The organism is Microbacterium laevaniformans, assembly GCF_016907555.1.
GTDB lineage: Bacteria > Actinomycetota > Actinomycetes > Actinomycetales > Microbacteriaceae > Microbacterium > Microbacterium laevaniformans.
Genome location: NZ_JAFBCE010000001.1, coordinates 2,588,462 through 2,614,656, shown reverse-complemented (window position 1 = coordinate 2,614,656; position 26,195 = coordinate 2,588,462). Strand labels below are relative to the sequence as shown.

Genomic DNA, 26,195 nt, shown 5'->3' with positions numbered 1-26,195 from the left:
GTCACGTGGCCGCGGACCGTGCGGCGACTGTGCTGTGCGGGTCAGATCGCGCTGCGGTAGCGATCGACGACGAGCTCGACCAGGGCGGGGGCCGGCGGATCGGCATCCAGCAGCGGACGGGCGACGACGGCGCCCGCGGCCTCGCGCACCGCGAGGTCGTGGAAGTAGCCCGGTGCGAGGAGGTAGGTCGCGACGATGACCGGGCGGCCGGATGCGCGGGCATCGGCCACCGCGGCGCGCAGGCGCGGTTCGGCGGCGGCGAGGAAGCCGACCCGGACCGGGCGACCGAGCCGTCCGGCCAGCAGCCGGGCGACGGTGCGGCAGTCCTCGTTCGCCCGCTCGTCGCTGGATCCCGCGACGGCGAGCACCACGTCGGCCGCCTCCACCCCGGCACCGTGGCCGGCGTCGGCGAGACGGGTGAGCAGCACGTCCACGAGGCGCGGGTCCGGGCCGAGCGCCGGTGCGATCGTGACGTCGCCCCGTTGCGCGATCGCCCGCGTGAGGTCGACCCGGACGTGGTAGCCCGCCGACAGCAGCAGCGGCACGAGCGTCACGGGGCGTGCCGGCAGCGCGGCGAGGGCGGCCGGGACGTCGGGCTGCTGCACGTCGACGTGACCGAGGCGCACGTCCGCGTCCGGCAGGCGCTCCGCGACGGCGGCGACGAGCGCGGCGACCGCCGCCTGCCCGGCCCGGTCGCCGGTGCCATGCGAGATCGCCAGGAGGGTTGCCATGCCGTCATTGTCCTCCGCTCACGGTGCGGGCACGAGCCGCGAGGGGCCGGGCGGCGGGCCCGGGCGATGAGGCGGAGGGATCTCCTGAGTCGCGAACGAGGGGGTGGGACGCCGCACCGGCATCCCACCCCCCTCGCGCGCGAATGGGTGCAGTCGATCGGTGCCTACCTCCAGAACTTCGTCGGCCTGAGCTTCACCGTGAGCGCCTTCCAGGGCGAGGCGGGGGAGCAGTGGCAGGCGGCGTGGACGTCGTTCTACTGGGGGTGGTGGATCTCCTGGGCGCCGTTCGTCGGCATCTTCATCGCGCGCGTCAGCAAGGGGCGCACGGTGCGGGAGTTCGTGCTGGGCGTGCTGATCGTGCCGACCCTGGTCGGGGTGCTGTGGTTCGCCGTGCTGGGCGGATCGGCGCTGTACCAGGAGCTCACCGCTCCCGGCTCGATGCTGCTGCCCGACGGCACGGTGGACCTCCAGGGTGCGCTGTTCCAGCTGTTCGCCCACCTTCCCGCCGGCCAGCTGCTCACGATCGGCGCCATCGTGCTCATCGCGACGGCGGCTCTCGCGATCGCGCTGCTGCTGGCCGGCGGACTGTCCGCGCTGCAGACGGCGGCGATCACCATCGCCCTGCCGTTCAGCGTCGTCATGCTGCTCATCTGCTGGTCGACGATCATCGCCTTCCGCCGGGAGCGTCGCGTGTACGCCCGCGCCGAGCGGGCCCAGCTCGTCGACTACGTCGGCGAGCACTACGGCCTCGACGTCGAGAGCGGCAACGAGGAGGGCGTGCGGATGCCGGGGTGGTGGCGCCGCCAACGGCGCTGACGCGCGGCTCACATCGACTAGGTGAGAGCTCGCGCCACGCGAGGACATGAGCGGATGCGGAACGATACGCCCATGTGGACGAGCTGCCGAGCCATCGGCTACTGGCGACTCATCTTCGCCGACACGGTCAGCATCCTGCAGGTCACGGAACTGAGCGCCGCGGACAGCGCCGTCTCGCGCACCGCCACCGACGGCCGATCCGTTGCCGAGATCGCACACGACGTCGTCGTCAGGGCCGGCCGGCTGGACACACGCGACACGACCGAGAGTCTTCAGCAACACGCCCGAGGCACCACACCTAGGGCATGTCTGACAATTGCCGGGTCCAGGCGATGACGGCGTTGAGGATGACAGCGGCCCGGTAGGTGATCGCGAGTTTGTCGTAGCGGGTGGCGAGTCCTCGCCATTGCTTGATGTGGCAGTAGCGGCGCTCGATGACGTTGCGGCCCTGCGCATCCGCGACCGTTACGACGCCAGTGTGCCCACCGTCGTGGGCGCCGTGAGTCGGTCCAGGCCCGTCTTCGTCGACGACGCGCGCTTCCTGCGTCAGCAGACGGATCGCCCGCTGAAGTGGGCGCTTCCCGGCCCCATGACGATGATCGACACGCTCGCCGACCGCCACTACCGAAGCCGCGAAAAGCTGGCGTGGGAGTTCGCGGTCATCCTCAACGAGGAGGCCAGAGAGCTCGAGGCGGCGGGCGTCGACGTCATCCAGTTCGATGAACCGGCCTTCAACGTCTTCTTCGACGAGATGCGCGACTGGGGAGTGGCGACGCTGGAGCGCGCGGCCGAGGGGCTGCGGGCCGAGACCGTCGCGCACATCTGCTACGGCTACGGGATCGAGGCCAACACCCGATGGAAGCAGACGCTGGGCTCCGAATGGCGTCAGTATGAGGAGTCCTTCCCGCTCCTGCAGCGTTCGGCGATCGACATCGTGTCGCTGGAGAGCCACGGCTCCCGCGTTCCGATGGAGCTCATCGAACTCCTGCGCGGCAAGAAGGTCATGCTCGGCGCGATCGATGTCGCCACCGACGAGATCGAGACGCCCGAGGAGGTCGCCGGCACCCTCCGTGAGGCACTGCGTCACGTCGATGCCGACAAGCTGATGCCCAGCACCAACTGCGGCATGGCGCCGCTGCCACGCGACGTGGCGCTCGCGAAGCTCAGCGCGATGAGCACCGGGGCCGCCATCGTGCGAGCGGAGCAGGGCTGACCCCCGCCGTCACGTGTTCGCCGCATCCTGCTTCGCGCCGGCCGCAGCCGCGGCCTGTCGGCGTGCTCGCTCGAGGAACACCGCGGTGAGCACGGCGCCGATCCGGGCCGACCCCGGCTCGAGCGGACCGAGGAGGGCCGTGATGCGCTCGAAGCGCTGGTAGAAGGTCTGTCGATGGATGCCGAGGGATGCGGCCGCATCCGTCTTGCTGCCGAGATTCTCGGCCAATGCGCGCAGCGTGTCGAACAGCTCGCCGTGCGAGACCGCGTCCCGATCGAGCAGCGCGCCGATCTGCTCGTCGATGAACTCGGCGACGGGCTCGATCTGCGACAGCAGCGGCCAGAGGCGCGTCACGGCGATGCTCGCCGCATCCACGACCCGATCCGCATCGGAGACGTACGGCACGCTCTCCCGCGCGGATCGCACGGCTCGCACCGCGCGGTCCACGCTCGCGCTGGTGGGCCCGACCGCGGCGCGCACGCCGCCGCGGTCGGCGAGGCGTCGCAGGGCGTCCGTCATCGCGTCGCGCACGTTCTGCGCGTCCCATGACGGGGCGAACCCCACGATTCCGACGTACTGGCCGTCGGCGAACTGCCCGGTCGAACGCGACGAGATGCGGGCGATCGCGTCCTGTACCGCCGCGACGTTCGACGAGTCGTCGAGTTCGACGACGAACGGGATGAATCGGTCGTCGGGCTCGAACCCCAGCCGTACGGCGAGTGTCGTGAGCTCGCGCGCGTGCTCGGCGGCGGACGTACGCGGCCCGCTCGACGCGAGCAGTGAGATGAAGCGACTGCGCCGCCGGTCGTGCGGTGAGAGCGGATGCGTGCGCAGCAGCGCGATGGCGAGGATCTCGGGTGCCCGTGAGAGCGCACCCGAGATGAGGTGGATGTCGGCGTCCGCCGCCGGGCGCAGCGTCAGCGTTGCGACGACCGTGCCCCCGAATGACACGGGTGCGGTGTACTCGATGCCGAGCGACGCGGTCTCGGTGTCCACGAGCGCGACGCCCAGGGTCTGACCCGACAGCGACGTGAGCTGCGCCGAGGAGTTCGCCTGGTCGCGGATGAGGGAGAGGAGCTGGTCGATGCTCGCCAGCTTCTCGATCGCCTCGGAGAGGGCGAGGGAGATCTGATCGGCGATGCGCAGACGCCGCAGGCTCACATCGGCGAGCTGGCTGTTGATGCTCTCGCAGATCTGCACGAACGGCACCCGGTACCGCAGGTGGATCACGGGCAGACCGCTCGCCTGAGCGTGCTCCAGGAGAGCCTCCGGGATGCGGGGGAGCCGCGGCGTCGTCTCGACGGCGAGCGCGGCGATGTCGCGTGCGACCAGGGTGTTGACGTAGGTCCGAAGCTCCGCCGCATCCGCCGTGGCGAGGTTGACCCCCTCCATGAGGATGAGCTCTCCGCCGCGCAGGAGCGGGGCGATGTCGAGTTGTTCGCTCGCGTGCACCCAGCGCACATCCACGTCGGATGCGGTGCCGCACACGAGTTCGGGTTCGGTCTTCTGGACGACGGCGTCCGTGAGGATCTGATCGAGCTGGAGGGGCATACATTCTGTCCATTCGCCGTTACCGTGAGTTTACAGAGCGCCGCGAGCGCGGTAACACCGCCGCCGCATGCTGGGTGGCGACCCGCTCCACTGATCGCTCCACCTCGCGAGAAGGACACCGCCCATGTCTTCTGCCAGCCCGCACGACATCGAAGAGACACTCCAGCCGATCCCCGAATCCGCCCGTACGACCCGCGTGTCGGGCCAGTTCTGGATCTGGATGGGGGCCAACATCGCTCCCATCAACTGGGTGCTGGGAGCCCTCGGCATCAGCATGGGTCTCGGCCTGCTCGACACGATGCTCGTGCTCGTGATCGGCAACCTGATCGGCATGGGCCTGTTCGGCATCTTCGTGCTGTTCGGCCAGAAGACCGGTGTCACCGGCATGCTCCTCGGCCGCGCCGTGTTCGGTCGCCGTGGCAACTATCTGCCCTCGGTAATCCAGTCGGTCGTGGTCATCGGATGGTGCGCCGTCAACACGTGGATCGTCCTCGACCTCGTGACGGCCCTGCTCGGCGAGCTGGGATGGCTGGATCCGACCCAGGCGAACGTCGGCTGGAAGATCGGCATCGCCGCCCTCATCATGGCGATCCAGGTGGGCGTGGCGCTCGCCGGCTACAAGGCGATCGCGGCGTTCGAGCGGTGGACGGTGCCCCCGACCGTGCTCGTGCTGGTGATCATGTCGATCGTGGCGTGGTTCTTCCTCGACATCGACTGGGGCTACGCGGGCCCCGCAGGTGCGGAGCTCTCCGGCGGCGACCGCATCGTCGCGATGTCGGCCGTGATGACCGCCATCGGCATCGGCTGGGGCATCACCTGGCTGACCTACGCGGCAGACTACTCGCGCTTCATCAGCACGAGCGTGCCTCGTCGCAAGCTCTATCTCGCAAGCGCCCTGGGGCAGTTCATCCCCGTCATCTGGCTCGGCCTGCTCGGAGCGTCTCTCGCCACGAAGAACGGCACGGTCGATCCCGGCCAGCTCATCGTCGAGAACTTCGGCGCCCTCGCCATCCCGGTCCTGCTCCTCGTGCTGCACGGGCCCATCGCGACCAACGTGCTCAACATCTACAGCTTCAGCGTCGCCGCCCAGGCGCTCGACCTCAAGGTCGGCCGCAAGGCCCTCATTATCCTCGTCGGCGTGCTTTCGCTCGCGGCCACCGTCTTCTTCATCTTCCAGGAAGATGCGGCACAGACCCTCGACGCGTGGCTGGTCGGCGTCGTCGGCTGGGTGGCCACGTGGGGGGCGATCATGCTCGTGCACTACGGCATCTTCGAGCGCCGCTCTCGCCGGTTCGACCACCTGTTCGACGCCGTCGGATCGACGCGTCTGCCCGACGTCAACCCGCGCGCATTGATCGCCTTCTTCGTCGGGATCGTCTTCACCTGGCTGTTCCTCAACGGCATGGTGCCGGCGCTGCAGGGCCTCGGCTCGCAGGCGCTCGGTGGCCTCGACATCTCCTGGCTCACCGGCGGTGTCTCCGCCGGCCTCACCTACTGGCTGCTGGCCCGCACCAGCCACAAGCGCTGGGTCGCGGCGCAGCAGTTCACCGATGCGGCCGAGCCCCGCGAGACCGTACCCACCCGCTGAGGATCCCCGCCCCGCCTCGCCCCACCCTCGACGGAGACCACCATGAGCACCTTCATCCGCGACGCACACGTCATCACCATGGACCCGATCTCGGGCAGTACTCCGCTCGTGCGCAGCATCCGCATCGCCGACGGTGTCATCGTCGCGATCGGCGAGCACCTCAAGCCCGATCCGCACGACGAGATCATCGAGGGTCGCGACCGCCTGGTCGCACCCGGTTTCGTGAACGCGCACACCCACTCGTGGGAGATGTTCTACAAGGGTCGCTACGACAATCTGCCGCTGGAGATGTGGATGGCGATGTCGTATCCGATCCTCGGCGACAGCCGCGTCGCGCCGGACCTCGTGCGTCTTCGCACGACCCTCTTCGGCATCGAGTCGCTCAAGGCGGGGGTCACGACGCTCGTCGACGACGTGCTCGAGACCCCGGGGCAGGACCACGAGCAGCTCGCCGCGGTCTTCGACGCCTATGAACAGCTGGGCGTGCGGGCGAACATCTCGGGACATGTCATCAACCGCCCGTTCCTCGACACGGTGCCCTTCGCCGAGGAGTACCTGCCCGACGACGTGGTGCGTGAGATCCGCTCCGCGCACGTGCCGTCCACCGAGGAGTATCTGAGGTTCGCCCGCGAGGCCTTCGCCGCGCACCACGGTCGCGCGAACGGCCGGCTGCGGTTCATGGTCGCGCCCTCCGCCCCGCAGCGGTGCGAGCCGGCACTGCTGACCGGGGCGACCGAGATGGCGCTCGAGTTCGCGGCGGAGTGCCACATCCACGTGCTCGAGACCAAGACGCAACTGGTCACCGGAGACGAGTCGTACGGCGGCAGCCTCGTCTCCTACATGGCGTCGATCGGTGCGCTCTCACCCAACACGACGCTCGCGCACGGGATCTGGCTCACGGATGCCGACATGCAGACGGTCGCCGCGGCAGGCACCTCCATCTCCCACAACCCCATCTCCAACCTCAAGCTCGGTTCGGGGATCGCCGCGTGGCGCAAGCTGCAGAACGCCGGCGTCAACCTCGGGCTGGGCACGGACGGCTGCTCGAGCAGCGATTCGCCGCGGATGCTGGATGTCGTCAAGACCGCGGCTCTCCTGCACAAGGTGACCGAGCCGGACATCGACCAGTGGCCCACGGTCGCCGAGGTGCTGGCCGCAGCCACGATCGGGGGAGCGCGCAGCGCCGTGCTCGACGACGTCGTGGGCTCGCTCGAGGTCGGCAAGCAGGCGGATCTCGTGATCTACGACCTCGAGACCATGGCGTTCACACCTCGTCAGAAGCTCGATCTGCAACTCGTCTACTCCGAGAACGGCTCCTCGATCGACATCGTCATGGTGCAGGGGCGCGTCGTCGTCGCCGGCGGCGAGGTGATCACGGTCGACGAGCGCGCCGCGCGGGCCGAGCTCGCCGAGCGTCTCGACGAGATCATCGAGCGTCAGGACCGCCTCGACGAGCGCAACCAGGCGGTGATGCCAGGGCTCGCGCGCATGTACGAGCGTGCGACGTCCACTCCGGGCGCCGTCAACCGCTTCAGCGGCGATGAGCGTGCCTGGCTCGTCTGATCCCGCCGCGGGTCGGAGACGGGCGGTAGCCTGCCGGAATGGCCGCACCCGTCCCGTACCTGCAGTTCGCCGGCATCGCCGCGGATGCGCTGAAGACCTACCGCGACGTCTTCGGCGGTGAGCTGGAGCTCCACACCTTCGCCGAGTTCGGCCGCCGGGACGGCGCTCCGTCGTGGATCGCGCACGGCGAGCTGCGCGGCCCCGTCGATCTGTTCGGCTCGGATGCGGCCGACGGCGCCGCATCCGTCCAGGTGCACGGGGTGCTCTTCGCGCTGCTCGGTGCCGGCGACGCGGCGACGTCCCGGCGATGGTTCGACGCGCTCGCCGCGACGGGAAACATCGTCGAGGCCATGGGGGAGCGGCCGTGGGGCGATGTCGACGGGCAGGTGCGCGACGGGTTCGGCGTGACCTGGCTGATCGGCTACTCGCCTGCCGACGCCTGACCGCCCAGTTGCCCCGGGTGGGTGAGACGCCACCACTCGGTCGGCGGCTCGATGTCGCCCGACACGACGACGTCGGCCGTCGTCGTGTTCGGCCCCGCGGTCCAGGTGATCGTGCCCACGACCTCGCCGTCGGTATACGTCGTGGCGACGAGACATCCATGGCGACGGTGATCGCGGTGTCCGACCACGTCAGGATGCCGGGTGCCGAGGCGACGACGAGGGCCGCTCGGGAACCCCAGATGGTCGTGAGGGATCCGATCTGACGAGCGCGGCACCCCGGTCGCACTTCGGGCACCGGCTGGATCGAGTTACAAGAATCTGCGGGAAGAGCCGCCTGATCACGGCATCGGCCGCTCCCGCGGCGGCCTGTCGACGAAGATCCATCAGCTGGTGGACGGCAACGGACTCCCGCTGGTTACGCTGATCACTCCGGGTCAGGCGGGCGACTCGCCGATGTTCCTGCCGCTGATGGCACAGCTGCGGGTCGGCCGGGATGTTGGCCGGCCCCGCACCCGCCCGGACTCCGTGCGTGCCGACAAGGCCTACTCGTCTCGCGCGATCCGCGGCCATCTCCGCTCCCGCGGGATCAGGGCCGTCATTCCCGAACCCGACGACCAGAAGGGCCATCGCAAGCGTCGCGGGTCACGCGGAGGCAGACTTGTCGAACTCGACGCCGACGACTACAAGAACCGCAACGTCATCGAGCGCCGCTACTGCCACATCAAGCAATGGCGCGGCCTCGCCACCCGCTACGACAAACACGCCGTCGTCTACCGCGCTGCCGTCGTCCTCAACGCCGTCCTCGCCTGGACCAAGACTTTGTCAGACACGCCCTAGGTCGTCGGCCAGATCTCGTCGACCTCGAGCGTCAGATCGATGATCTGCTGAAGCAGCCCTCCCATGGTCGTTGCCCGTAGCAGCCGCTGCTGGTCGTACTCGACCAGGGGAGCGATCGCGGCGATCTGCCAGGCGGCGGCGACCGGATCCGCCGACAGCTCGATGTCCGGACCCCACGGGGCATCGGGAAAGCGGCCGAGCACGCGGCGCACGATGGCCTCGGCCTCGGTGCGCAGCGGCGTCAGCGCGTCGTTCCAGGCCAGCGGCTCCTGCAGCGAGACCTCCGCCCGGGGGTACGGGTCGTCGTCGAGCCAGCGGTCGACGGTGAAGCGGTCGGTGCCGATGGCGACCACGTGGAGGGCATCGGCGCCGGCGGCGACATCGACCAGGCGGGCCAGTGCGCCGATGCCGGAGCGCTGGTCGCCGCCGCCGGTCTCGTGCCCGCGGTCGATGAGGACGACCCCGAACTGCGGATCATCGCTGTCGAGCAGTTCGCCCATCAGGCGCAGGTAGCGCGGCTCGAAGACGCGCAGCGGCAGGGGTGTGTGGGGAAAGAGCACCGATCCGAGAGGGAACATCGGCATGACGGTCATGCGCCCAGTCAACACCGACGGACGTACAGTGGGCGCGTGCCTCGCCTTCCCGCATCGATCCGCCCCCACGTTCCCGGCCCCGGACAGGAGTCGGTCTGGGACTATCCGCGCCCGCCGCGCGTCGAGCCGGTGTCCGTGCGTGTGACCATCCGTCTCGGCGGCCAGCTCATCGCCGACACCCACGATGCCGTGCGCGTGCTCGAGACGAGCCACCCGCCCGTCTACTACCTTCCGATCGCCGACCTCGCGCCGGGCTCCCTCGTGGATGCCGAGGGGTCGTCGTTCTGCGAGTTCAAGGGCGCCGCGCGCTATCTCGACGTGGTCGGCGGTGGCATCACGCGGGCACAGGCCGCGTGGAACTATCCGCATCCCGCGCCGGGGTACGCGGCGCTGAGCGACCGGGTGGCGGTCTACGCCGCCGCGATGGACGCGTGCACGGTCGATGGGGAAGTCGTCACGCCGCAGCCGGGTGGCTTCTACGGCGGCTGGATCACGGCGAACGTGCTCGGCCCGTACAAGGGCATCCCGGGTTCGATGGGGTGGTGACGGCGCCGGACGGCTACCGTGGGTGTATGGCCTCTGACAGCTTGACCGATCCCCTCGAGGCCGCGCCCGCGCCCGACACCCAGGCCGACGCCGACTCCGCGGCATCCACCGACATCCCGTCGACCCCCGGCTTCGCCGATCTCGGCCTCGACGCCGCCGTGCTGAAGGCGCTGAAGGATGTCGGCTACGAGACGCCGTCGGCGATCCAGGCGGCGACGATCCCGCCGCTGCTCGCCGGCCGCGACGTGCTGGGCACCGCGCAGACCGGCACGGGCAAGACGGCGGCCTTCGCACTGCCGATCCTCTCGCAGCTCGACCTCGCACAGAAGACGCCGCAGGCGCTCGTGCTCGCCCCCACGCGCGAGCTCGCGCTGCAGGTGTGCGAAGCCTTCGAGTCCTACGCGGGTCACCTGCGCGGCGTGCACGTGCTGCCGGTCTACGGCGGCCAGGGCTACGGGCAGCAGCTGTCGGCGCTCCGCCGCGGCGTGCACATCGTCGTCGGTACGCCCGGTCGCATCATGGACCACCTCGACAAGGGCACGCTCGACCTCTCCGAACTGCGCTTCCTCGTGCTCGACGAGGCCGACGAGATGCTGAAGATGGGCTTCGCCGAGGATGTCGAGACGATCCTCGCCGACACCCCCGCCGGCAAGCAGGTCGCGCTCTTCTCCGCGACCATGCCTGCGCAGATCCGCCGCCTCGCCGGCACGTATCTGAAGGATGCCGAGGAGATCAACGTCAAGGCGAAGACCTCGACCGCGACGAACATCACGCAGCGCTACCTGATCGTGTCGTACCCGCAGAAGGTCGATGCGCTCACCCGCATCCTCGAGGTCGAGAACTTCGAGGGCATGATCGTCTTCACCCGCACCAAGAACGAGACCGAGACCCTCGCCGAGAAGCTGCGCGCCCGCGGCTATGCGGCGGCCGCCATCAACGGCGACGTCGCGCAGGCGCAACGCGAGCGGACCGTCAATCAGCTCAAGGACGGCAAGCTCGACATCCTGGTCGCGACCGATGTCGCCGCGCGCGGCCTCGACGTCGAGCGCATCAGCCACGTCGTCAACTTCGATCTGCCCATCGACACCGAGTCGTACGTCCACCGCATCGGCCGCACCGGCCGCGCGGGCCGCTCGGGCGACGCGATCAGCTTCGTGACGCCGCGCGAGCGCCGCATGCTGGCGTCGATCGAGAAGGCCACGCGCCAGCCCCTCACCGAGATGGCGCTGCCCAGTGCCGACGACGTCAACGCGACGCGTCTGACCCGCTTCGACGACGCCATCACGGCGGCCCTCGCCGAGACCGAGCGCATCGACCGCTTCCGCGACATCATCAACCACTACGTCACCCACCACGACGTGCCCGAGGCGGATGTCGCAGCGGCGCTCGCCGTCGTCGCACAGGGGGAGACCCCGCTGCTGCTGGACGAGGACCCGCCCGCGCCGGCGCGCCGCGAACGGTTCGAGCGCGACGACCGCGGACGCGACCGCAGCGACCGCGACCGCGACGACCGGCCCCGCCGCGACGATCGCCGTCGCTCGGGAGGCCCGACCGCGACCTACCGCATCGAGGTCGGTCGTCGGCACAAGGTCGAGCCGCGTCAGATCGTGGGAGCGCTCGCCAATGAAGGCGGTCTTCGCCGCGAGGACTTCGGCGCGATCCAGATCCGTCCCGACTTCTCGCTGGTCGAACTGCCCGCCGACCTTCCCCGCGAGACGCTCCAGCGGCTGGAGGGCACCCGCATCAGCGGTCGCCTGATCGAGATCAAGCCCGACCGCTTCCAGCGCTCCGCCAAGCGTCCGGACCGCGACCGTGACGACCGCGGCGATCGGCGCCCGCGCCGCGACTGAGCGCGGCTCGGCATCCCGCCGGCGCCCGAGTCGCTGGCGCAACTGCAAGGGATCACCGGCGACGCGCCGCCTGGGTCAGTCGCACCGCGGGGTGTCGCGCTGCTCGCCTTGCAGTTCGGGCGGGCAGGCGCGTCGGTCGGCAGGTCGGCGGGCGACTGAGCCGCGCGCGGCCATCGGGGCCCGGTGAGGGGCGCGGCGGGCTGCGCCGGAGTGGTGATCAGCGGGCGGGCGGACGCACGGGGATCAGCAGCGCCAGCCCGACGAGCAGCACGGCGACGAGCCCGAGCACGCCCCAGTACTGATGGCCTCCGAGCGTGACGAAGACGCCGAACATCATCGGGGCCAAGAAGACGGCGGCGCGGCCGGTCGTCGCATAGAGGCCGAAGACCTCTCCCTCGCGACCGGTGGGGATGCTGCGGGCCAGGAACGTACGCGACGCGGACTGGGCCGGGCCGACGAACATCGCCATCGCGAGGCCGAGGCCCCAGAACACGGCGGGCCCTCCGTCGTGGAGGACGAAGATCAGGATGCCGCCGACCACGAGCGCGACGAGCGAGACGATCATGACCGGCTTCGGTCCGAACCGGTCGTCGAAGAAGCCCGATGCCATGGTCACGATGCCCGCCACGACGTTGGCGGCGATGGCGAAGATGAGGACGTCCGCGGCGGTGAGCCCGAACGTACCGGTCGCCAGCACTCCGACGAAGGTGAACACTCCCGTGAGACCGTCGCGGAAGATCGCGCTGGCGAGCAGGAACCACACGGTCGTACGACTCTCGCGCCACAGCGAGGCGACCGTCCCGAAGAGCACGCGGTATGAGGCGAAGAAGCCGATGCGCGCCGCGCCGGGCGTCGACGGCGTGTTCTCCGGCACCGCGAACAGCAGGGGCAGGGCCGACACGGCGAACCAGATCGCGGCGAGGAGCATCGACACGCGCACAGCCATGCCGTCGGCCCCCGTGACGCCGAACAGTCCTACCTCGGGCTTGATGAGCCCGAAGTAGAGCACCAGCAGCAGCACGATGCCGCCGAGGTACCCCATCCCCCAGCCGAAGCCGGAGACCTTGCCCACCGTGCGCGGTGTGGAGATCTGGGAGAGCATCGCGTTGTAGTTCACGCTCGCCAGTTCGTAGAAGACGGTGCCGACCGCGAGCAGCGTGAGCCCGAACCACAGGTAGGCGGTGTCTTCGCGGACGAAGATCATCAGGGCCAGCATGAGCACGACCACGCCGGTGTTGATGCCCAGCCAGCGCTTGCGATGGGCCGAGGCGTCCGAGCGTTGTCCGGTGATCGGCGCCGTGATGAGTACGACCAGGCCGGCGAGGGTGAGGGCCAGCGACAGGGCTTGCGACGTGGTCGTCGCGTCACCGAAGGCGCTGCCGGTGAGATACACGGTGAACACGAAAGAGGTCGCGACCGCGTTGATCGAAGCCGAGCCCCAGTCCCACAGCCCCCACGCGATGACAGCGCGACGAGAGGTCGCCGTCGGGGGAGTCATCGTCGTGGGAGCGGGCAGGTCGGGCAGTGACATGTTCGTCACGTTATGTCCCTTCGGTGAACACCGGGTGGCGCGTCGTCGCGCGTGCAGGTCACGTTACTCCCGGCATCCGGTCGAAAAGTTGAGCCGATTCATATCAACTTGCGTTTGACAGTCGGGGATGCCGCGACTATCGTGGAACACATCGAAGTTGAGCCGTTAAGACTCAACCCCGCAGACTTCCTCAGATCCGTTTCACGAAAGGGAACACAATGGCACGTGCAGTGGGTATCGACCTCGGGACGACGAACTCCGTCGTCTCCGTCCTCGAGGGTGGCGAGCCGAAGGTCATCACCAACGCCGAGGGCTTCCGCACCACCCCGTCGGTGGTCGCGTTCACCAAGGACGGGGAGGTGCTCGTCGGCGAGACCGCGAAGCGCCAGGCCGTCACCAACGTCGACCGCACCCTGTCCTCCGTCAAGCGCCACATGGGCACCGACTGGAAGACGCAGCCGATCGACGGCAAGCAGTACACGCCGCAGGAGATCTCCGCCCGCATCCTCCAGAAGCTCAAGCGCGACGCCGAGACCTACCTGGGCGACAGCGTGACCGACGCGGTCATCACGGTCCCGGCCTACTTCAACGACGCCGAGCGTCAGGCCACCAAGGATGCCGGCGAGATCGCGGGCCTCAACGTCCTGCGCATCATCAACGAGCCGACCGCCGCGGCCCTCGCCTACGGCCTCGACAAGGGCAAGGAGGACGAGCTCATCCTGGTGTTCGACCTCGGTGGTGGAACGTTCGACGTGTCCCTGCTCGAGGTGGGCAAGGACGACGACTTCTCGACCATTCAGGTGCGTGCCACCGCGGGCGACAACCGCCTCGGAGGCGACGACTGGGACCAGCGCATCGTCGACTACCTCATCAAGCAGTTCAAGGACACCACCGGCGTCGACGTCTCGGGCGACAAGATCGCCCTCCAGCGTCTGAAGGAGGCGGCCGAGCAGGCCAAGAAGGAGCTGTCGAGCTCGACCAGCACCTCCATCAACCTGCCCTACCTCTCGCTGACCGACTCGGGCCCCGTGTCGCTGTCGGAGACGCTGACGCGTGCCAAGTTCGAGGACCTCACCAAGGATCTCCTCGACCGCACGAAGAAGCCGTTCAACGACGTCATCGCCGAAGCGGGCATCAAGGTCGGCGACATCGACCACGTCGTGCTCGTCGGTGGATCGACCCGTATGCCGCAGGTCACCGAGCTGGTCAAGCAGCTCACCGGTGGCAAGGAGCCCAACAAGGGCGTGAACCCGGACGAGGTCGTCGCCGTCGGCGCCGCCCTGCAGGCCGGTGTCCTCAAGGGTGAGCGCAAGGATGTGCTGCTCATCGACGTCACCCCCCTGAGCCTCGGCATCGAGACCAAGGGTGGCATCATGACCAAGCTCATCGAGCGCAACACGGCCATCCCGACCAAGCGGAGCGAGACCTTCACGACCGCCGACGACAACCAGCCGTCGGTCGCCATCCAGGTCTTCCAGGGCGAGCGCGAGTTCACGCGTGACAACAAGCCGCTCGGCACCTTCGAGCTGACCGGCATCGCGCCCGCGCCCCGCGGCATCCCGCAGATCGAGGTCACCTTCGACATCGACGCCAACGGCATCGTGCACGTGTCCGCGAAGGACAAGGGCACGGGCAAGGAGCAGTCGATGACGATCACCGGCGGCTCGTCGCTGCCGAAGGAGGACATCGAGCGCATGGTGCGCGAAGCCGAGGAGCACGCCGCGGAGGACAAGAAGCGCCGCGAGGCCGCCGAGGTCCGCAACCAGGCGGAGACCCTTTCGTACTCGATCGAGAAGCTCATCAAGGACAACGAGGACAAGCTCCCCGACGAGGTGAAGACCTCGGTGCAGGCCGATGTCGACGCGCTGAAGACGGCGCTCGCGGGAGACGACGAGGATGCCGTGAAGACGGCGTTCGACAAGCTCAACGCCTCGCAGCAGCAGCTGGGTGAGGCCATCTACGCCTCGGCCCAGGCCGCCGGCGAGCCGGCCGACCCCACCGTCGCCGACCCCGGCAACGGCAGTGTCCCGAACCCCGAAGAGGACGTCATCGACGCCGAGGTCGTCGACGACGAGGACGAGAAGAAGTAAGAGAATCGAGCCATGACGAACAAGGACTTCGAAGAGCCCATCGACGAAGTCCCCGGTGACGAGGGGTCGGAGGCGCACGCCTCCGGCCCCGACTCGCAGGGGGACGCGCACGAGGGCGACGATCTGACCGTCGACGACATCCTGGACGCGCCGCAGATCGACGAGGCCGCCGTCGCGGAGGCTTCGCCCGAGGACCGCGACCTGCTGCTGGACCTCAAGCGGGTGCAGGCCGAGTACGCCAACTACCGCCGTCGCACCGAGGACCAGCGCGAGGTGGAGATCGCCCGCGCCAAGGGATCGGTCGCCAAGGGGCTGCTGCCGGTGCTCGACGACCTCGACCGTGCCGACAAGCACGGTGACCTCGTGGACGGCTCGCCGCTGGCTGCCATCGCGGAGAAGCTCCGCGGCGTGGTCGCCCGCCTCGGTGTCGAGACCTACGGCGTCGCGGGGGAGATGTTCGACCCGCAGCAGCACGAGGCGATCTTCCACGCCCCGAACCCCGGGGGAGTGGAAGACGGCACGATCCTCGACGTCGTCGAGGTCGGCTACCGCTTGGGCACGATCGAACTGCGACCGGCCAAGGTCGTCGTCGCCGGTTCCGCCGACTGACGGGAGGAGGTGTCCATGGCCAGTCAGGATTGGTTCGACAAGGACTTCTACAAGGTCTTGGGCGTCTCCAAGGACGTGTCCGAGGCCGATCTGAAGAAGGCGTACCGCAAGCTCGCCCGCACGTATCACCCCGACTCCACGCAGGGCGATCCTGCGAAGGAGGCGAAGTTCAAGGAGATGAGCGAGGCGTATTCCGTGCTCTCGGACAAGAGCCAGCGCGAGGAGTACGACCAGATCCGCGCGATGGGTGCCGGCGGCGCCCGCTTCCAGGCCCCCGGCACCGGCAGCGGCGGCTTCGAGGACGTCTTCAGCCGTTTCGGACAGTCGCGCGGATCGGCGCAGACGGCCGACTTCGACGATCTGTTCTCGATGTTCGGCCAGGGCGGGTTCACACAGGGCGGCGGCTTCGGCTCCGGGCGCTTCGGGCAGCCGACCGGCGGCTTCCGAGGGTACGGCGGACCGCAGCGCGGCGCGGACGTGACCGCGCGGACGACGCTCGACTTCCGGACCGCCGTCAAGGGTGAGACCATCACTCTCGTCGGCGAGGACGGCAAGCCGTTCAAGGTGAAGATCCCCGCCGGTGTCGCCGACGGCCAGAAGATCCGGCTGCGCGGCCGCGGCCGCCCGTCGCCCGATGGCGGCGAGCCCGGGGATATCGTGGTGAGCGTCACGGTGCGACCGCACCCCGTGTTCACCCGCGACGGGCTGAACCTGCGCGTCACCGTTCCGGTGACCTTCACGGAAGCCGCGCTGGGCGCCACCATCGAGGTGCCGACCCTGGGTGGCGACCCCGTCAAGCTGCGGGTCGCCCCGGGAACGCCCTCCGGGCGCGTGCTGCGCGTGAAGGGCCGCGGCGTGCACACCGCGAAGGGCACCGGTGATCTTCTCGCGGAGGTTCAGGTCGCCGTGCCGTCGCACCTCGACGAGCAGGCGAAGGAAGCACTGCAGCGCTTCCACGAGCTGGAGCCGAAGGAGAACCCGCGTGCCGACCTCATGGCCAAGGCCCGGGAGTGAGCATGGTCGACGAGCACCCCGATGAGGAAGCGCCGATCTTCGCGATCGCCGTCGCGGCGGAGCTTGCCGGCATGCACCCGCAGACCCTCCGTCAGTACGATCGGCTGGGCCTCGTCGTTCCCGGGCGCTCGCAGGGCGGGTCGCGGCGGTATTCGCTGCGGCACGTGAAGCAGTTGCGCGAGGTGGGCTCCCTCTCGGCCGAGGGCATGAGTCTGCCGGCGATCTCGCGCCTGATCGAGCTCGAGAACGAGGCGCGCGGACTGCGCCGTCGCGTCGCCGAACTCGAGCAGCGTCTGCAGGAAGAGCTGGCTCGTCGCTCCCGCGTCTTCGCGGCGGGGGCGACGGGATCGGTCGTGACCCTCCGCCACGGCACGCGCGCGCGTCGGGCGACCGAGGTGGTGCTGTGGCGTCCGCTTCCGTCGGCGGATGCCGAGTCCGACGACTAGACGCTACGACGCGGTGCCGGCGGCGACGGCATCCAGGAAGGCGCCGTAGTCCGCCCGCGAAAGGGCGGCGTAGGCGTACGCCCACTCGACGATCGCCTCGGCGCACGCGCGCCCCTCACCGAGGTACCCGATGACCTTCGCGGCGTTCGTCGGGGGACGCTCCCGCTCGCTCATAACGCCACGGTAGCGGCCGATGCTGGCGCGATCGGAGGACGCGATCAGTGGTCGGCGTCGAGGTCGAACAGCTCCATCTGGCGCACACGCACCGCGCGCGCCGCTCGGACGCGCACGGCGCGCGCGGCGAGAGCGTCCGTGAAGCGGAAGGGGGTCGTCCGATCGGCGGCGAGCGGCGTCGGAGCCGTGACCTCGGCCGCATGCCACGACGCTCCGTCGGCGGACCACTCCCACTCCAGCGCGTCGTCGCCCACCGCGTCCACGGCGGTCAGGGTGGCGTCCGTCACGGACGTGATCTCGGGGAACAGCCACCCCACCCAGGCCCCCGGCCGCAGGCGCACGCCGCGGTCGCCGCCCGCAGCGCCGTCGTCGACGAGTCGGCGGGCGTGGCGCACGCCGGGCGCGTGGACGATGCGACCCGACCCGCCCGTCAGATCGGGGTGCCACGGGCGCACGGGGGTCGGCTCGTCGGCGCCCAGGCTCTCGGCGGGGTCGTCGCCGAACTCGAGCTCCAGGTCGACGTCGGCGCCGAGCGCATCCACCTCCAGCACGGCACGGGTGAGCGGCGCACCGTTGACCCGGGCGGCACGCAGCACATGGGCGTCCGCGTGCGGTCGCCGCGAGCGGATGCGCAGACGCGACCCGTCGCTGCGCGCGACGGTCACGTCGTCGAGCAGCGGCGAGCCGATGACGAGCTCGCCGGAACCCAGCTCGAGCGGATACAGTCCGATCGCCGCCCACAGCCACCACGCGCTCATCTCGCCGTTGTCCTCGTCACCGGGAAAGCCCTGGCCGATGTGGCCGCCCGCGAACAGGCGTCGTGCCAACCGATGTGCTGTCGCGCCGGCGAGCCAGGGCTGATCGGTCCCGGTGTACATGTACGGGATGTGATGCGCCGGCTGATTGGAGATGGCGCACATGCCGCTGCGCAGCGCCCGCGCCTCGCGCTGCTCGTGGATGACCTGACGGTAGGCGCCGGCGAACGCGGCATCCGCGGTCTCGGGCTCGGCGAACAGGCGATCGAGGTGGATGCGCAGGCCCTGTCGGCCGTCGTAGAGGGCGGCCAGGCCGGCGCGGTCGTGCACCGCGCTCACCGACATCCCCCAGGCGTTCGTCTCGACGTAGTCGCCGCCCCAGACGCGCGGGTCGAAGCGTTCGCCCGCCGTCCGGCCGTCGGCGTCGCGTCCGCGGAAGAAGCCGACGACAGGATCGAACAGCTGCCGGTAGGCGAGGGCGCGGTTTCCCAGCCAGCGCGACAGCGCCTCATCGCGCGCGGCGTCGTCGCCCGATGACGCCGCCGACAGTCGGTCTGCCAGCCGCGCCAGCGCGGCGTCGCTGACGGCGTTCTCGATGCTCCAGCTCATGCCCTCGTGGATGGCCCGCGGGATGAAACCCAGGAAGCGTCCCCGCTCGATGCCCTTGCGTCCGCGGCGTGCGTCGGGTGCGCGCTCGGCGGCATTGCGCCATCCCGACGACAGGGCGGTGCGCGGGTCGTCGAGCAGTCCCCACCTTTCGCCGTCGGCGAGGATCTGGTCGCTGGAGGTGCCCACCATCGCGTCCACGTATCCGGGCGCCGTCCACCGCGGCATCCAGCCGTGACGTCGCTGCGGCTCCAGCATCCCGTCCAGCAGCTCCCGGGACCGCACCGGGTCGACCAGGCTCATCATCGGCCACGCCGTGCGGTAGGTGTCCCAGTACCCGTTGTTGACGGGGAGGCGCCCGGCCGCGATCGGCGCTCCGGTGCGCGTGTCGGTGTGCGCCCCGGCGGGGGTGAACGGATCGGCGTACGCCCACCGCGGACTCTCGGCGGATCCGACGTTCTCCTCCGCCGCGTTCGGGTAGAGGTGCAGGCGGTACAGCGCCGAGGCGAGCTGCGCACGGAGGTCGGTGTCGGCGAGGCCGCGGAAAGGGCGCTCGGATGCCGTGAGCTGCGGGATCTGCACGCTGTCGAGCACCGCGTCCCAGGCGCCGCGGGTACGATCGCGGATCTCGTCGAACGTCATCTCTTCCGGTGCCTCCAGGGCGAGCGCGCGCTGTGCCTGCTCGAGGGAGATGAAGGAGATCGCGATGCGCAGCTCGAGAGCGCCCGTGCCGGCGACGAAGCCCGCGCGTTCGCCTCGCCCGTCGTCGTCGATGCGGCCAGAGCGGGCCGCATCACCTCGCACGACACCCGCGAAGAACGTCCGTGGCCCGTTGCCCCACCACGGGTCGGCCTCGCCCACCCAGCCCCGCACGCTGTCGCCCTGCGCGATGACGGTGCCGTGGGCTCCCGGCTGGTCGATGATGAAGCCGACCTCCGCGTCGGAGTCGTCGCCCTCGACGCGGAAGAGGCCCACGCGGTCGGTCGCCGTCGCCTCGATGCGCAGGCCGCCGTCGAGCATCGCCGACCAGACATGCGGGTGGGCGCGCTCGCTGCCCGGGGCGATCCAACGCCGCCGCGCCGTCGGCGCCGAGACCGGGATGCCGTCGAAAGGCATGACCTGCAGCACGCCGCGGTCGCCGATCCACGGACTCGGCTGATGCGAGAACTGCACGGCCTCGAGGCGGCGACCCCGCTCGTCGTCGTGGACGAAGGGGCGGTACGGCCAGCGCTGGTCGCGGGCGTCGGTCGCCGGGGTGAGGAAGGTGAACCCGTGGGGCACCGCGACCGCGGGCACCGTGTTGCCGCGCGAGAACCGGTCGCCGGCGTGCGAGCCCCGCCGGGTGTCCACGCGTTCGGCGGGTGAGGGGGTGGATGCCGGCAGCTCCTCGACACGAAGCTCGACGAAACCGGTCACCTCGTCGGGGGTGCCGGCGTCGGTCGCGAGCGGGCTCGTTCCCAGGACGATCTCGACCTCCGCGGTCCGCCCTGCGAAGGGGGCGAGGCTCACGGTGTCGGCGTTCCACTGCTCGGGCATGCTCCAGGCCGCCGCGAACTGGCTGTCCGCGTCGAGGCGAAAGCCGTAGCGGTCGCGCACGCGGACATCGTCGCTGAGACGTTCCGCGCCGACGCGGGCGTCGACCGTCACCGCGAGCGGCGCCCATGGTGCGTGCACCGCGGCATCCCCGTCGGCGTAGAACGCCCAGTGCAGCACCGTGTCGGCGGTGCAGACGACCGCGTCGAGCCCGGGCACCGCGACGCGCTGTGCACCCTCGCCCGGCCGGAAGCCGAAACGGAACACCGGGCCGCCGAGCACACCGGCATGGGGGCGCGAGGAGGGCGGATCGGCGGGGCCGTCCGCCGGCTCCAGGAAGATCATGCGGGGTCGATCCGCAGCACCGGACCCGCTTCGCCGGCGACCACGTCGTCGACGACCCGCAGCGATCGGGCGAGTTCGTCGACGGCGGGGATCACCGTGCCGAAGCGCTCCCGATCGCCCCCGGTCGCCGTCACGGTGATCAGATGCGTCCCGGTGTCCCAGGTGTAGGTGGCGAACGGCGGCGGCGTCGCGGTGCCGTCCCGGGCCGGCGGCGTCGGCATGACCAGCCGTTCTCCCGTGCCCAGATACGTTCCGCGGAAGTCCTCGGTGTCGTCGTACTCCATCGGCATCATGGCTCGCGCGGTGCGCAACTGCGGCGTGAGCTGCTGGATCTGCGCCATGACGACGACCAGCTCGGGGTCGGACCTCCACACCCAGACCAGGACGCGTCCGGCGGCCTTGCGCATGAGCGCGGGCGCCGCCTGGCTCATCGCCCAGGCGGCGAACGCGCCGCCCGGGCGCGCCTCGGCGCCCAGCATGCCGTTGGCCTGACCCAGCAGCATCCGGATCGCCTTCTTGCGGGCGCGACGTCCCCGCAGTCCGAACGAGTCGGTGATGGGAACCCAGCGCGTCTGGTCGGCATCGGCGGTCAGTCGGGCCATGACACCACGTTACGCGGGACGGGTCCTTCCCGGCGGCAACAGGGCCCTCGGGTAGACTCCTCGGGGTGGCTCCGCGATCCGCGGTCTTGCCGCCGCCGCACAGATAGGCCTCGCACCCCGTGACCGACTCCGCGACACCCGACGACCCGCACCCCGCTCATCGGCCGCTCACGATCGTCATCGCTGCCGACACGTTCAGCCCCGACGTCAACGGCGCTGCCCGCTTCGCCGAGCGCCTCGCGGCCGGACTCGCCGCTCGTGGGCACGACGTGCACGTGATGACGCCGAGCGTGAAGCACTCTGTGCACGGCACCTTCCACGAGATCATCGAGGGCCAGCGGCTCACCGTGCACCGTCCACCCGGGTGGCGCTGGCCTCCGCACGACTGGCTGCGCTTCGTGTTGCCGTGGATGGCCAAGCACTACTCGCGCAGACTTCTCGACGAGGTGGCCGCCGACGTGGTCCACAGCCAGTCGCACATCGTGCTCGGACGCGCCCTCACGCGCATCGCGCGACAGCGCGGCATCCCCGTCGTCGCGACGAACCACGTGATGGCGGAGAACATCCTCGACTTCACGACCCTGCCGCCCCTGCTGGACAAGGTGGTCGTCAAGCTCGCGTGGGACGACGCGAAGCGCACGTTCGACATGTCGCGCGCGGTCACCACGCCGACGCGCAAGGCCGCGGAGTTCCTCGAGAACACGATCGACATCACGGGCGTCATCCCGATCAGCTGCGGCATCGACAAGCGCAACTACACGCCGAACCTGACCCCGCGGCCCCACAACCGCGTGCTGTTCGTCGGTCGGCTGACCACCGAGAAACACGTCGAGGTCACGCTCGCGGCGATCGCGAAGCTCGCGCCGGAACTGCCCGACATCGCATTCGACATCGTCGGGGGCGGCGACCAGCGCCGCGCGCTGGAACAGACTGCGCAGCGCCTCGGCATCCAGGACCGCGTCACCTTCTACGGCCGCGTCGAGGAGGACGACCTCCGCGCCGCGTACACACGCGCCGACGTCTTCGCGATCGCGTCGATCGCCGAGCTGCAGTCGATCGCGACGATGGAGGCGATGGCCTCGGGCCTTCCCGTCGTCGCCGCCGATGCCGTCGCGCTGCCGCACCTCGTCCACGACGGGGAGAACGGGTACCTGTTCGCGCCGGGCGACGTCGACGACCTCGCCGACAAGCTGCGCCGCGTGCTGACGGCCTCGCCGGAGGAGTACCTGCGCATGCAGCAGGCGTCGCTCGACGGGGTGGAGATCCACGACATCGAGAAGACCCTCGACACGTTCGAGAAGCTCTACCGCGGCGAGCCCCTCGACGGCTGACATGCGCCTGCTGTTCGACGCGCGGTACATCCGCACCGACTTCCATGACGGCATCAGCCGGTACTCGGCCGAGCTCGCCGCCGCCGTCGCCGGTGGCGCGGCCGCGCGGGGTGTGGAGGTCGTGTTCCTGATCCACGACGAGGCGCAGCGGGCTCTCCTGCCGGAGGGTGCACGTGCGCTGCGGATTCACGCCCCCACCGCGGTGCGCGAGCCGTTCACGGCGCTCCTGCTGAACCGGTATCGTCCAGACGCCCTGTTCTCACCGATGCAGACGATCGGGGTGCTCGGCCGTCGCTTCGGTGTGATCCTCACCCTCCACGACACGATCTACTACCGGCATCGCACGCCGCCGCGGAATCTTCCCTGGTACGTCCGCGTCGGCTGGCGGCTGTTCCATCTCTCATACGTTCCGCAGCGCCTCACGCTCAACGCCGCCGATCTGGTCGCGACCGTCAGCGAGACGAGCGCGGCCGAGTTCGCCCGCGTGCGCCTGACGAAGCGGCCCGTCATCGTCGTCCCGAACGCGCCGCAGCGCCTCGGCGACCTGCTGCCGGCGGGCGTCCGGGTTGAGCCCGGCGCCGACAACCTCGTCTACATGGGCTCGTTCATGGGGTACAAGAACGTCGAGACCCTCATCCGCGCCATGGCGGAGCTTCCCGGACGTACGCTCCATCTGCTGTCGCGCATCTCGCCCGACCGTCGCGCCGAGCTCGAGCGTCTCGTCGATGGCCGCGGGGGTGCGGTGCGCTTCCACAACGGTGTGACGGATGCCGAGTACGCCGGGCTTCTGGCCGAGCGGGCCGTGCTGGTCTCGGCATCCCTCGACGAGGGCTACGGGCTTCCGGTCGCCGAGGCTCTCGCGCTGGGCGTTCCCGCTGTCGTCACCGACATGCCGATCTTCCGAGAGGTCGCCGGCGACGGTGCGCTGTACGCGCCGGGCACGGATGCCGCGGCTTTCGCCGCCGCGGTGCGCGCGATCGACGATCCCGAGCGCCGTGACGCGCTCATCGCCGCCGGATCGGCGCACATCGCGCGCTTCTCGTGGCAGCGATCGGCCGACGTGCTGCTGGATGCGCTCGACCGGCTGCCGCGACGGCGCTGACACCCCGGCGGCGCACCGGTCGGTCCGCACCGGCCGGTAGTCGTCGGTGATGAGGGCGCGAGCGGTCGCGCCGACCGATACGACGATGACGAGCGCGAGAACGAGGAAGAAGATGAGCATGGCAGAAAAGCTATGCCCGTAGCCGAAGAGTCACGAGTGGCAGAACTGCTCAAAGGAGTAGGATTCCTGCCATGAAGACCATCGCCTGCGTCGTCCAGCCCGGTTTCGCTCCCTTCGAGTTCGGTCTGGCCTGCGAGGCGTTCGGGCTCGATCGGTCGGACGACGGCATCCCCAACTTCGACTTCCGCGTCGTCGCGCCCGACCCGGGCGCGGTGCCGAGCAACCTGCGCTTCTCGATCAACGTCGACGACGATCTGTCGTTCGCCGACGAGGCCGATCTCGTCGTCATCACCCCGATCCCGCGCGACCAGTGGGCACACGTGGACGAACGCGTGTCCGCCGTGGTGCGCCGCGCCGTCGAGCGCGGCGCCTGGGTGCTCACGGTCTGCAGCGGCTCGTTCGTGGTGGCGGCTGCCGGGGTGCTGGATGGACGGCGTGCGACGACCCATTGGCGCTACGCCGACACGATGGCCGAGATGTACCCGCGCATCGACGTCGACCCCAACGTTCTGTACGTCCAGGACGGGCGCATCATCACCAGCGCCGGCACGGCAGCAGGGCTGGACGCATGCCTTCACCTGCTGCGCCTCGAGCTCGGCGCCGAGATGACCAACACGATCGCGCGCCGCATGGTCGTCCCTCCCCAGCGCGACGGCGGCCAGGCGCAGTTCATCGCGAAGCCGCTGCCCGAATCCACCTCGCTCTCGCTCACACCGGTCACCGAGTGGATGCTGGAGAACCTCACCCTCGATCTGTCGGTTGACCAGCTCGCCGCCCGCGCGCACATGTCGCCGCGCACCTTCGCCCGCCGATTCAAAGCCGACTACGGCACGACGCCCGCGGCCTGGCTGGGACGCCAGCGCATCATCCACGCGCAGCGTCTGCTCGAGCAGACCGATCTGGGCCTGGATGCCATCGCGTCGGCGTGCGGGTTCGGCTCGGCGGCCGTCCTGCGGCAGAACTTCGCGCGCACCCTGGGGCTCACGCCCACCGCCTACCGCGCGCGCTTCACGTGCACGACGCCGCCCGCGCAGCTGGAGGCGATGGCCTCCTGACCGCGCGCGTCAGGCCAGGCGGATCGTGCGGGCCAGCTCGTCGACCACCGGGTCGAGAGCCTCGGCGAGGGGAAGGTCGGAGCTGGCGGTCATCACGACGATGTCGCGCTCGACGGTTCGCCACACCCAGTTGGTCGCCCGGACGATCGTGTCGGCCTCGGTGCGCACCCACCGGGTGGATTTGATTCCCGCTCCGAGATGCTCCGAATCGAACGGCACCACCTCGGGCTCGCGGACGGCCGGTGCCTGCCTCTCGTGTGTGAGGTCGACCAGCGCGACATCGTCGCGATGCGGCATGTCGTAGACGTCGACGATCGCGTGCGGTGCGGTGATGTTCGGCAGATGCACGAAGCGGATCGTTCCCGATCGGTTGCTGCGCACGGCGCCGACCAGGTAGGCCCGCAGCCAGTCGACCAGCTCTGCGGGTGCGGCCGTGCGGCCTTCGCCGCCGAAGGCGCGTGCGACGGCATCCGCCCACTGCTCCTCGTCGCCGAACGACTCCCAGGGGAAGACGTTCGGCACGTAGACCCACCGGTCCAGGTCGTAGTCCATGTCGATGGCCATGCGGTTCCTCTCAGTCCCAGCGGAGCGTGCGCAGCAGGAGATCGCCGAGCTCGGCGAGGGCGCCGACGATCGGCGCGAGCTCCGGATCGACCGTCCCGCTGATCGTGCAGACGGCGACCAGCTGCCGGTCGCTATCGGCAATCGGCCATCGGAAGCGCACTCTCATCAACGGTGCCATCTCGTCGGCTCTTGTCGGCACGGCGAACCTCTCGGTTGCTCGAACGGCCTCGCCTGCGGATGTCGTCACGGTCTCGCTGATCTCGGATGCCGAGGGCCCCGGGTCGTCGCCTGTGGGTGCCGGGCCGGTGCTGATGGCGATCGCCAGCGACACCGGTGCGCGCCACGGCACTCCCATCGGCACGACGAGGTCGAGCACGCCGGCCTCGCGCGCGCTGCGGGCGGAGGCGACGAGCTGAGCGGCGGTTCTCTCGATCTGCGGGCCATAGCTGTCACGCGGAAGGTCGCGATAGTGGCGACGGACGAGGTCGGCGATGTCGTCGTCGGTCGAGTGCGCCACCGGGATGAGCAGGAAGCCCGGCGGCAGCACGAGCCGGTAGCGCGGGGGCGCGATCTCGTTCATGGTGTCC

General features: G+C 70.0%; 24 protein-coding genes and 2 pseudogenes. 16 read left to right on the top strand and 10 right to left on the bottom strand.

The features are described 5' to 3' along the window. Positions 1 to 41: 41 nt before the first annotated feature. Positions 42 to 731, bottom strand: coding sequence for a sirohydrochlorin chelatase (locus tag JOE53_RS12495; protein ID WP_061680948.1), 690 nt, complete (start codon positions 729 to 731; stop codon positions 42 to 44). Between the two features lie 132 nt (positions 732 to 863). On the opposite strand from JOE53_RS12495, the pseudogene JOE53_RS12490 reads away from it, so the two are divergent. The 3 genes and pseudogenes from JOE53_RS12490 to JOE53_RS12475 form a co-directional block, all read left to right on the top strand. Beyond that, a pseudogene (locus JOE53_RS12490) lies at positions 864 to 1,547 on the top strand (BCCT family transporter); the annotation flags it as partial. Between the two features lie 72 nt (positions 1,548 to 1,619). Next, entirely contained in the window at positions 1,620 to 1,883 is a 264-nt protein-coding gene (locus JOE53_RS12485; protein WP_061683477.1) for a hypothetical protein, read from the top strand. 70 nt (positions 1,884 to 1,953) lie between these two features. Continuing rightward, positions 1,954 to 2,760, top strand: coding sequence for a methionine synthase (locus JOE53_RS12475; RefSeq protein ID WP_233449565.1), 807 nt, complete (start codon positions 1,954 to 1,956; stop codon positions 2,758 to 2,760). Between the two features lie 9 nt (positions 2,761 to 2,769). Here the strand turns inward: JOE53_RS12475 and JOE53_RS12470 are convergent, their stop codons facing one another. Beyond that, positions 2,770 to 4,311: a PucR family transcriptional regulator gene (locus JOE53_RS12470; RefSeq protein WP_061683478.1), complete on the bottom strand. Its 1,542-nt coding sequence runs from the start codon at positions 4,309 to 4,311 to the stop codon at positions 2,770 to 2,772. Between the two features lie 124 nt (positions 4,312 to 4,435). Here JOE53_RS12470 and JOE53_RS12465 point away from each other — a divergent pair, with 124 nt between their 5' ends. From JOE53_RS12465 to JOE53_RS12455, 3 genes are read left to right on the top strand one after another with little or no spacing between them, the layout of a single operon-like run. Beyond that, a complete protein-coding gene (locus JOE53_RS12465; protein ID WP_061683479.1) occupies positions 4,436 to 5,899 on the top strand; it encodes a purine-cytosine permease family protein in 1,464 nt (487 codons plus the stop codon). Positions 5,900 to 5,941: 42 nt separating this feature from the next. After that, positions 5,942 to 7,462: an amidohydrolase family protein gene (locus tag JOE53_RS12460; RefSeq protein WP_061683480.1), complete on the top strand. Its 1,521-nt coding sequence runs from the start codon at positions 5,942 to 5,944 to the stop codon at positions 7,460 to 7,462. Positions 7,463 to 7,500: 38 nt separating this feature from the next. Then, entirely contained in the window at positions 7,501 to 7,905 is a 405-nt protein-coding gene (locus JOE53_RS12455; protein WP_061683481.1) for a VOC family protein, read from the top strand. On the opposite strand, the gene JOE53_RS12450 is transcribed toward JOE53_RS12455, so the two are convergent. After that, a complete protein-coding gene (locus JOE53_RS12450) occupies positions 7,884 to 8,093 on the bottom strand; it encodes a hypothetical protein (protein WP_157557051.1) in 210 nt (69 codons plus the stop codon). The genes JOE53_RS12455 and JOE53_RS12450 overlap by 22 nt on opposite strands. 106 nt (positions 8,094 to 8,199) lie before the next feature. Here JOE53_RS12450 and JOE53_RS12445 point away from each other — a divergent pair. Beyond that, positions 8,200 to 8,742: pseudogene (locus JOE53_RS12445) on the top strand (IS5 family transposase); the annotation flags it as partial. On the opposite strand, the gene JOE53_RS12440 reads toward JOE53_RS12445, so the two are convergent. After that, positions 8,739 to 9,335 (bottom strand): LON peptidase substrate-binding domain-containing protein, encoded by a 597-nt coding sequence (locus JOE53_RS12440; RefSeq protein WP_204947908.1) that lies wholly within the window; start codon positions 9,333 to 9,335, stop codon positions 8,739 to 8,741. The pseudogene JOE53_RS12445 and the gene JOE53_RS12440 overlap by 4 nt on opposite strands. A gap of 36 nt (positions 9,336 to 9,371) precedes the next feature. Here JOE53_RS12440 and JOE53_RS12435 point away from each other — a divergent pair, with 36 nt between their 5' ends. Then, a complete protein-coding gene (locus JOE53_RS12435) occupies positions 9,372 to 9,881 on the top strand; it encodes a DUF427 domain-containing protein (RefSeq protein ID WP_204947907.1) in 510 nt (169 codons plus the stop codon). 26 nt (positions 9,882 to 9,907) lie between these two features. Continuing rightward, the gene (locus JOE53_RS12430; RefSeq protein WP_233449564.1) at positions 9,908 to 11,731 is read left to right on the top strand and encodes a DEAD/DEAH box helicase; all 1,824 of its coding nucleotides are present in this window, start codon (positions 9,908 to 9,910) and stop codon (positions 11,729 to 11,731) included. A gap of 217 nt (positions 11,732 to 11,948) precedes the next feature. Here the strand turns inward: JOE53_RS12430 and JOE53_RS12425 are convergent, their stop codons facing one another. Then, positions 11,949 to 13,262 (bottom strand): MFS transporter, encoded by a 1,314-nt coding sequence (locus JOE53_RS12425; protein WP_204947906.1) that lies wholly within the window; start codon positions 13,260 to 13,262, stop codon positions 11,949 to 11,951. Between the two features lie 218 nt (positions 13,263 to 13,480). On the opposite strand from JOE53_RS12425, the gene dnaK reads away from it, so the two are divergent. From dnaK to JOE53_RS12405, 4 genes are read left to right on the top strand one after another with little or no spacing between them, the layout of a single operon-like run. Next, a complete protein-coding gene (gene dnaK / locus JOE53_RS12420; protein ID WP_204947905.1) occupies positions 13,481 to 15,352 on the top strand; it encodes a molecular chaperone DnaK in 1,872 nt (623 codons plus the stop codon). 12 nt (positions 15,353 to 15,364) lie between these two features. Further along, on the top strand, positions 15,365 to 15,961 hold the full coding sequence (locus JOE53_RS12415; RefSeq protein ID WP_204947904.1) for a nucleotide exchange factor GrpE: 597 nt from the start codon (positions 15,365 to 15,367) through the stop codon (positions 15,959 to 15,961). 15 nt (positions 15,962 to 15,976) lie between these two features. Then, positions 15,977 to 16,975 (top strand): DnaJ C-terminal domain-containing protein, encoded by a 999-nt coding sequence (locus JOE53_RS12410; protein ID WP_204947903.1) that lies wholly within the window; start codon positions 15,977 to 15,979, stop codon positions 16,973 to 16,975. A gap of 2 nt (positions 16,976 to 16,977) precedes the next feature. Further along, entirely contained in the window at positions 16,978 to 17,421 is a 444-nt protein-coding gene (locus tag JOE53_RS12405; RefSeq protein ID WP_061683486.1) for a heat shock protein transcriptional repressor HspR, read from the top strand. Positions 17,422 to 17,424: 3 nt separating this feature from the next. On the opposite strand, the gene JOE53_RS12400 is transcribed toward JOE53_RS12405, so the two are convergent. From JOE53_RS12400 to JOE53_RS12390, 3 genes are read right to left on the bottom strand one after another with little or no spacing between them, the layout of a single operon-like run. Continuing rightward, complete coding sequence (locus tag JOE53_RS12400) at positions 17,425 to 17,595, bottom strand: hypothetical protein (protein ID WP_197461980.1); 171 nt, start codon at positions 17,593 to 17,595, stop codon at positions 17,425 to 17,427. Positions 17,596 to 17,639: 44 nt separating this feature from the next. After that, positions 17,640 to 20,834: a glycoside hydrolase domain-containing protein gene (locus JOE53_RS12395; RefSeq protein WP_204947902.1), complete on the bottom strand. Its 3,195-nt coding sequence runs from the start codon at positions 20,832 to 20,834 to the stop codon at positions 17,640 to 17,642. After that, entirely contained in the window at positions 20,831 to 21,436 is a 606-nt protein-coding gene (locus tag JOE53_RS12390; RefSeq protein WP_061683488.1) for a hypothetical protein, read from the bottom strand. The genes JOE53_RS12395 and JOE53_RS12390 overlap by 4 nt, the downstream gene beginning before the upstream one ends. A 119-nt stretch (positions 21,437 to 21,555) precedes the next feature. Between JOE53_RS12390 and JOE53_RS12385 the strand changes: the two genes are divergently transcribed. The 3 genes from JOE53_RS12385 to JOE53_RS12375 all read left to right on the top strand — a co-directional run bounded on the left by JOE53_RS12385 (position 21,556) and on the right by JOE53_RS12375 (position 25,044). Continuing rightward, positions 21,556 to 22,767 (top strand): glycosyltransferase, encoded by a 1,212-nt coding sequence (locus JOE53_RS12385; protein WP_204947901.1) that lies wholly within the window; start codon positions 21,556 to 21,558, stop codon positions 22,765 to 22,767. Position 22,768: 1 nt separating this feature from the next. Next, the gene (locus JOE53_RS12380) at positions 22,769 to 23,869 is read left to right on the top strand and encodes a glycosyltransferase (RefSeq protein ID WP_204947900.1); all 1,101 of its coding nucleotides are present in this window, start codon (positions 22,769 to 22,771) and stop codon (positions 23,867 to 23,869) included. 191 nt (positions 23,870 to 24,060) lie between these two features. After that, entirely contained in the window at positions 24,061 to 25,044 is a 984-nt protein-coding gene (locus JOE53_RS12375) for a GlxA family transcriptional regulator (protein ID WP_036286609.1), read from the top strand. 9 nt (positions 25,045 to 25,053) lie between these two features. On the opposite strand, the gene JOE53_RS12370 is transcribed toward JOE53_RS12375, so the two are convergent. Together JOE53_RS12370 and JOE53_RS12365 are read right to left on the bottom strand one after the other, a co-directional pair. Then, positions 25,054 to 25,608, bottom strand: coding sequence for a hypothetical protein (locus tag JOE53_RS12370; RefSeq protein ID WP_204947899.1), 555 nt, complete (start codon positions 25,606 to 25,608; stop codon positions 25,054 to 25,056). Between the two features lie 10 nt (positions 25,609 to 25,618). Continuing rightward, positions 25,619 to 26,188, bottom strand: a complete 570-nt coding sequence (locus JOE53_RS12365; protein ID WP_204947898.1) for a hypothetical protein — start codon at positions 26,186 to 26,188, stop codon at positions 25,619 to 25,621. Between the last annotated feature and the right edge of the window lie 7 nt (positions 26,189 to 26,195).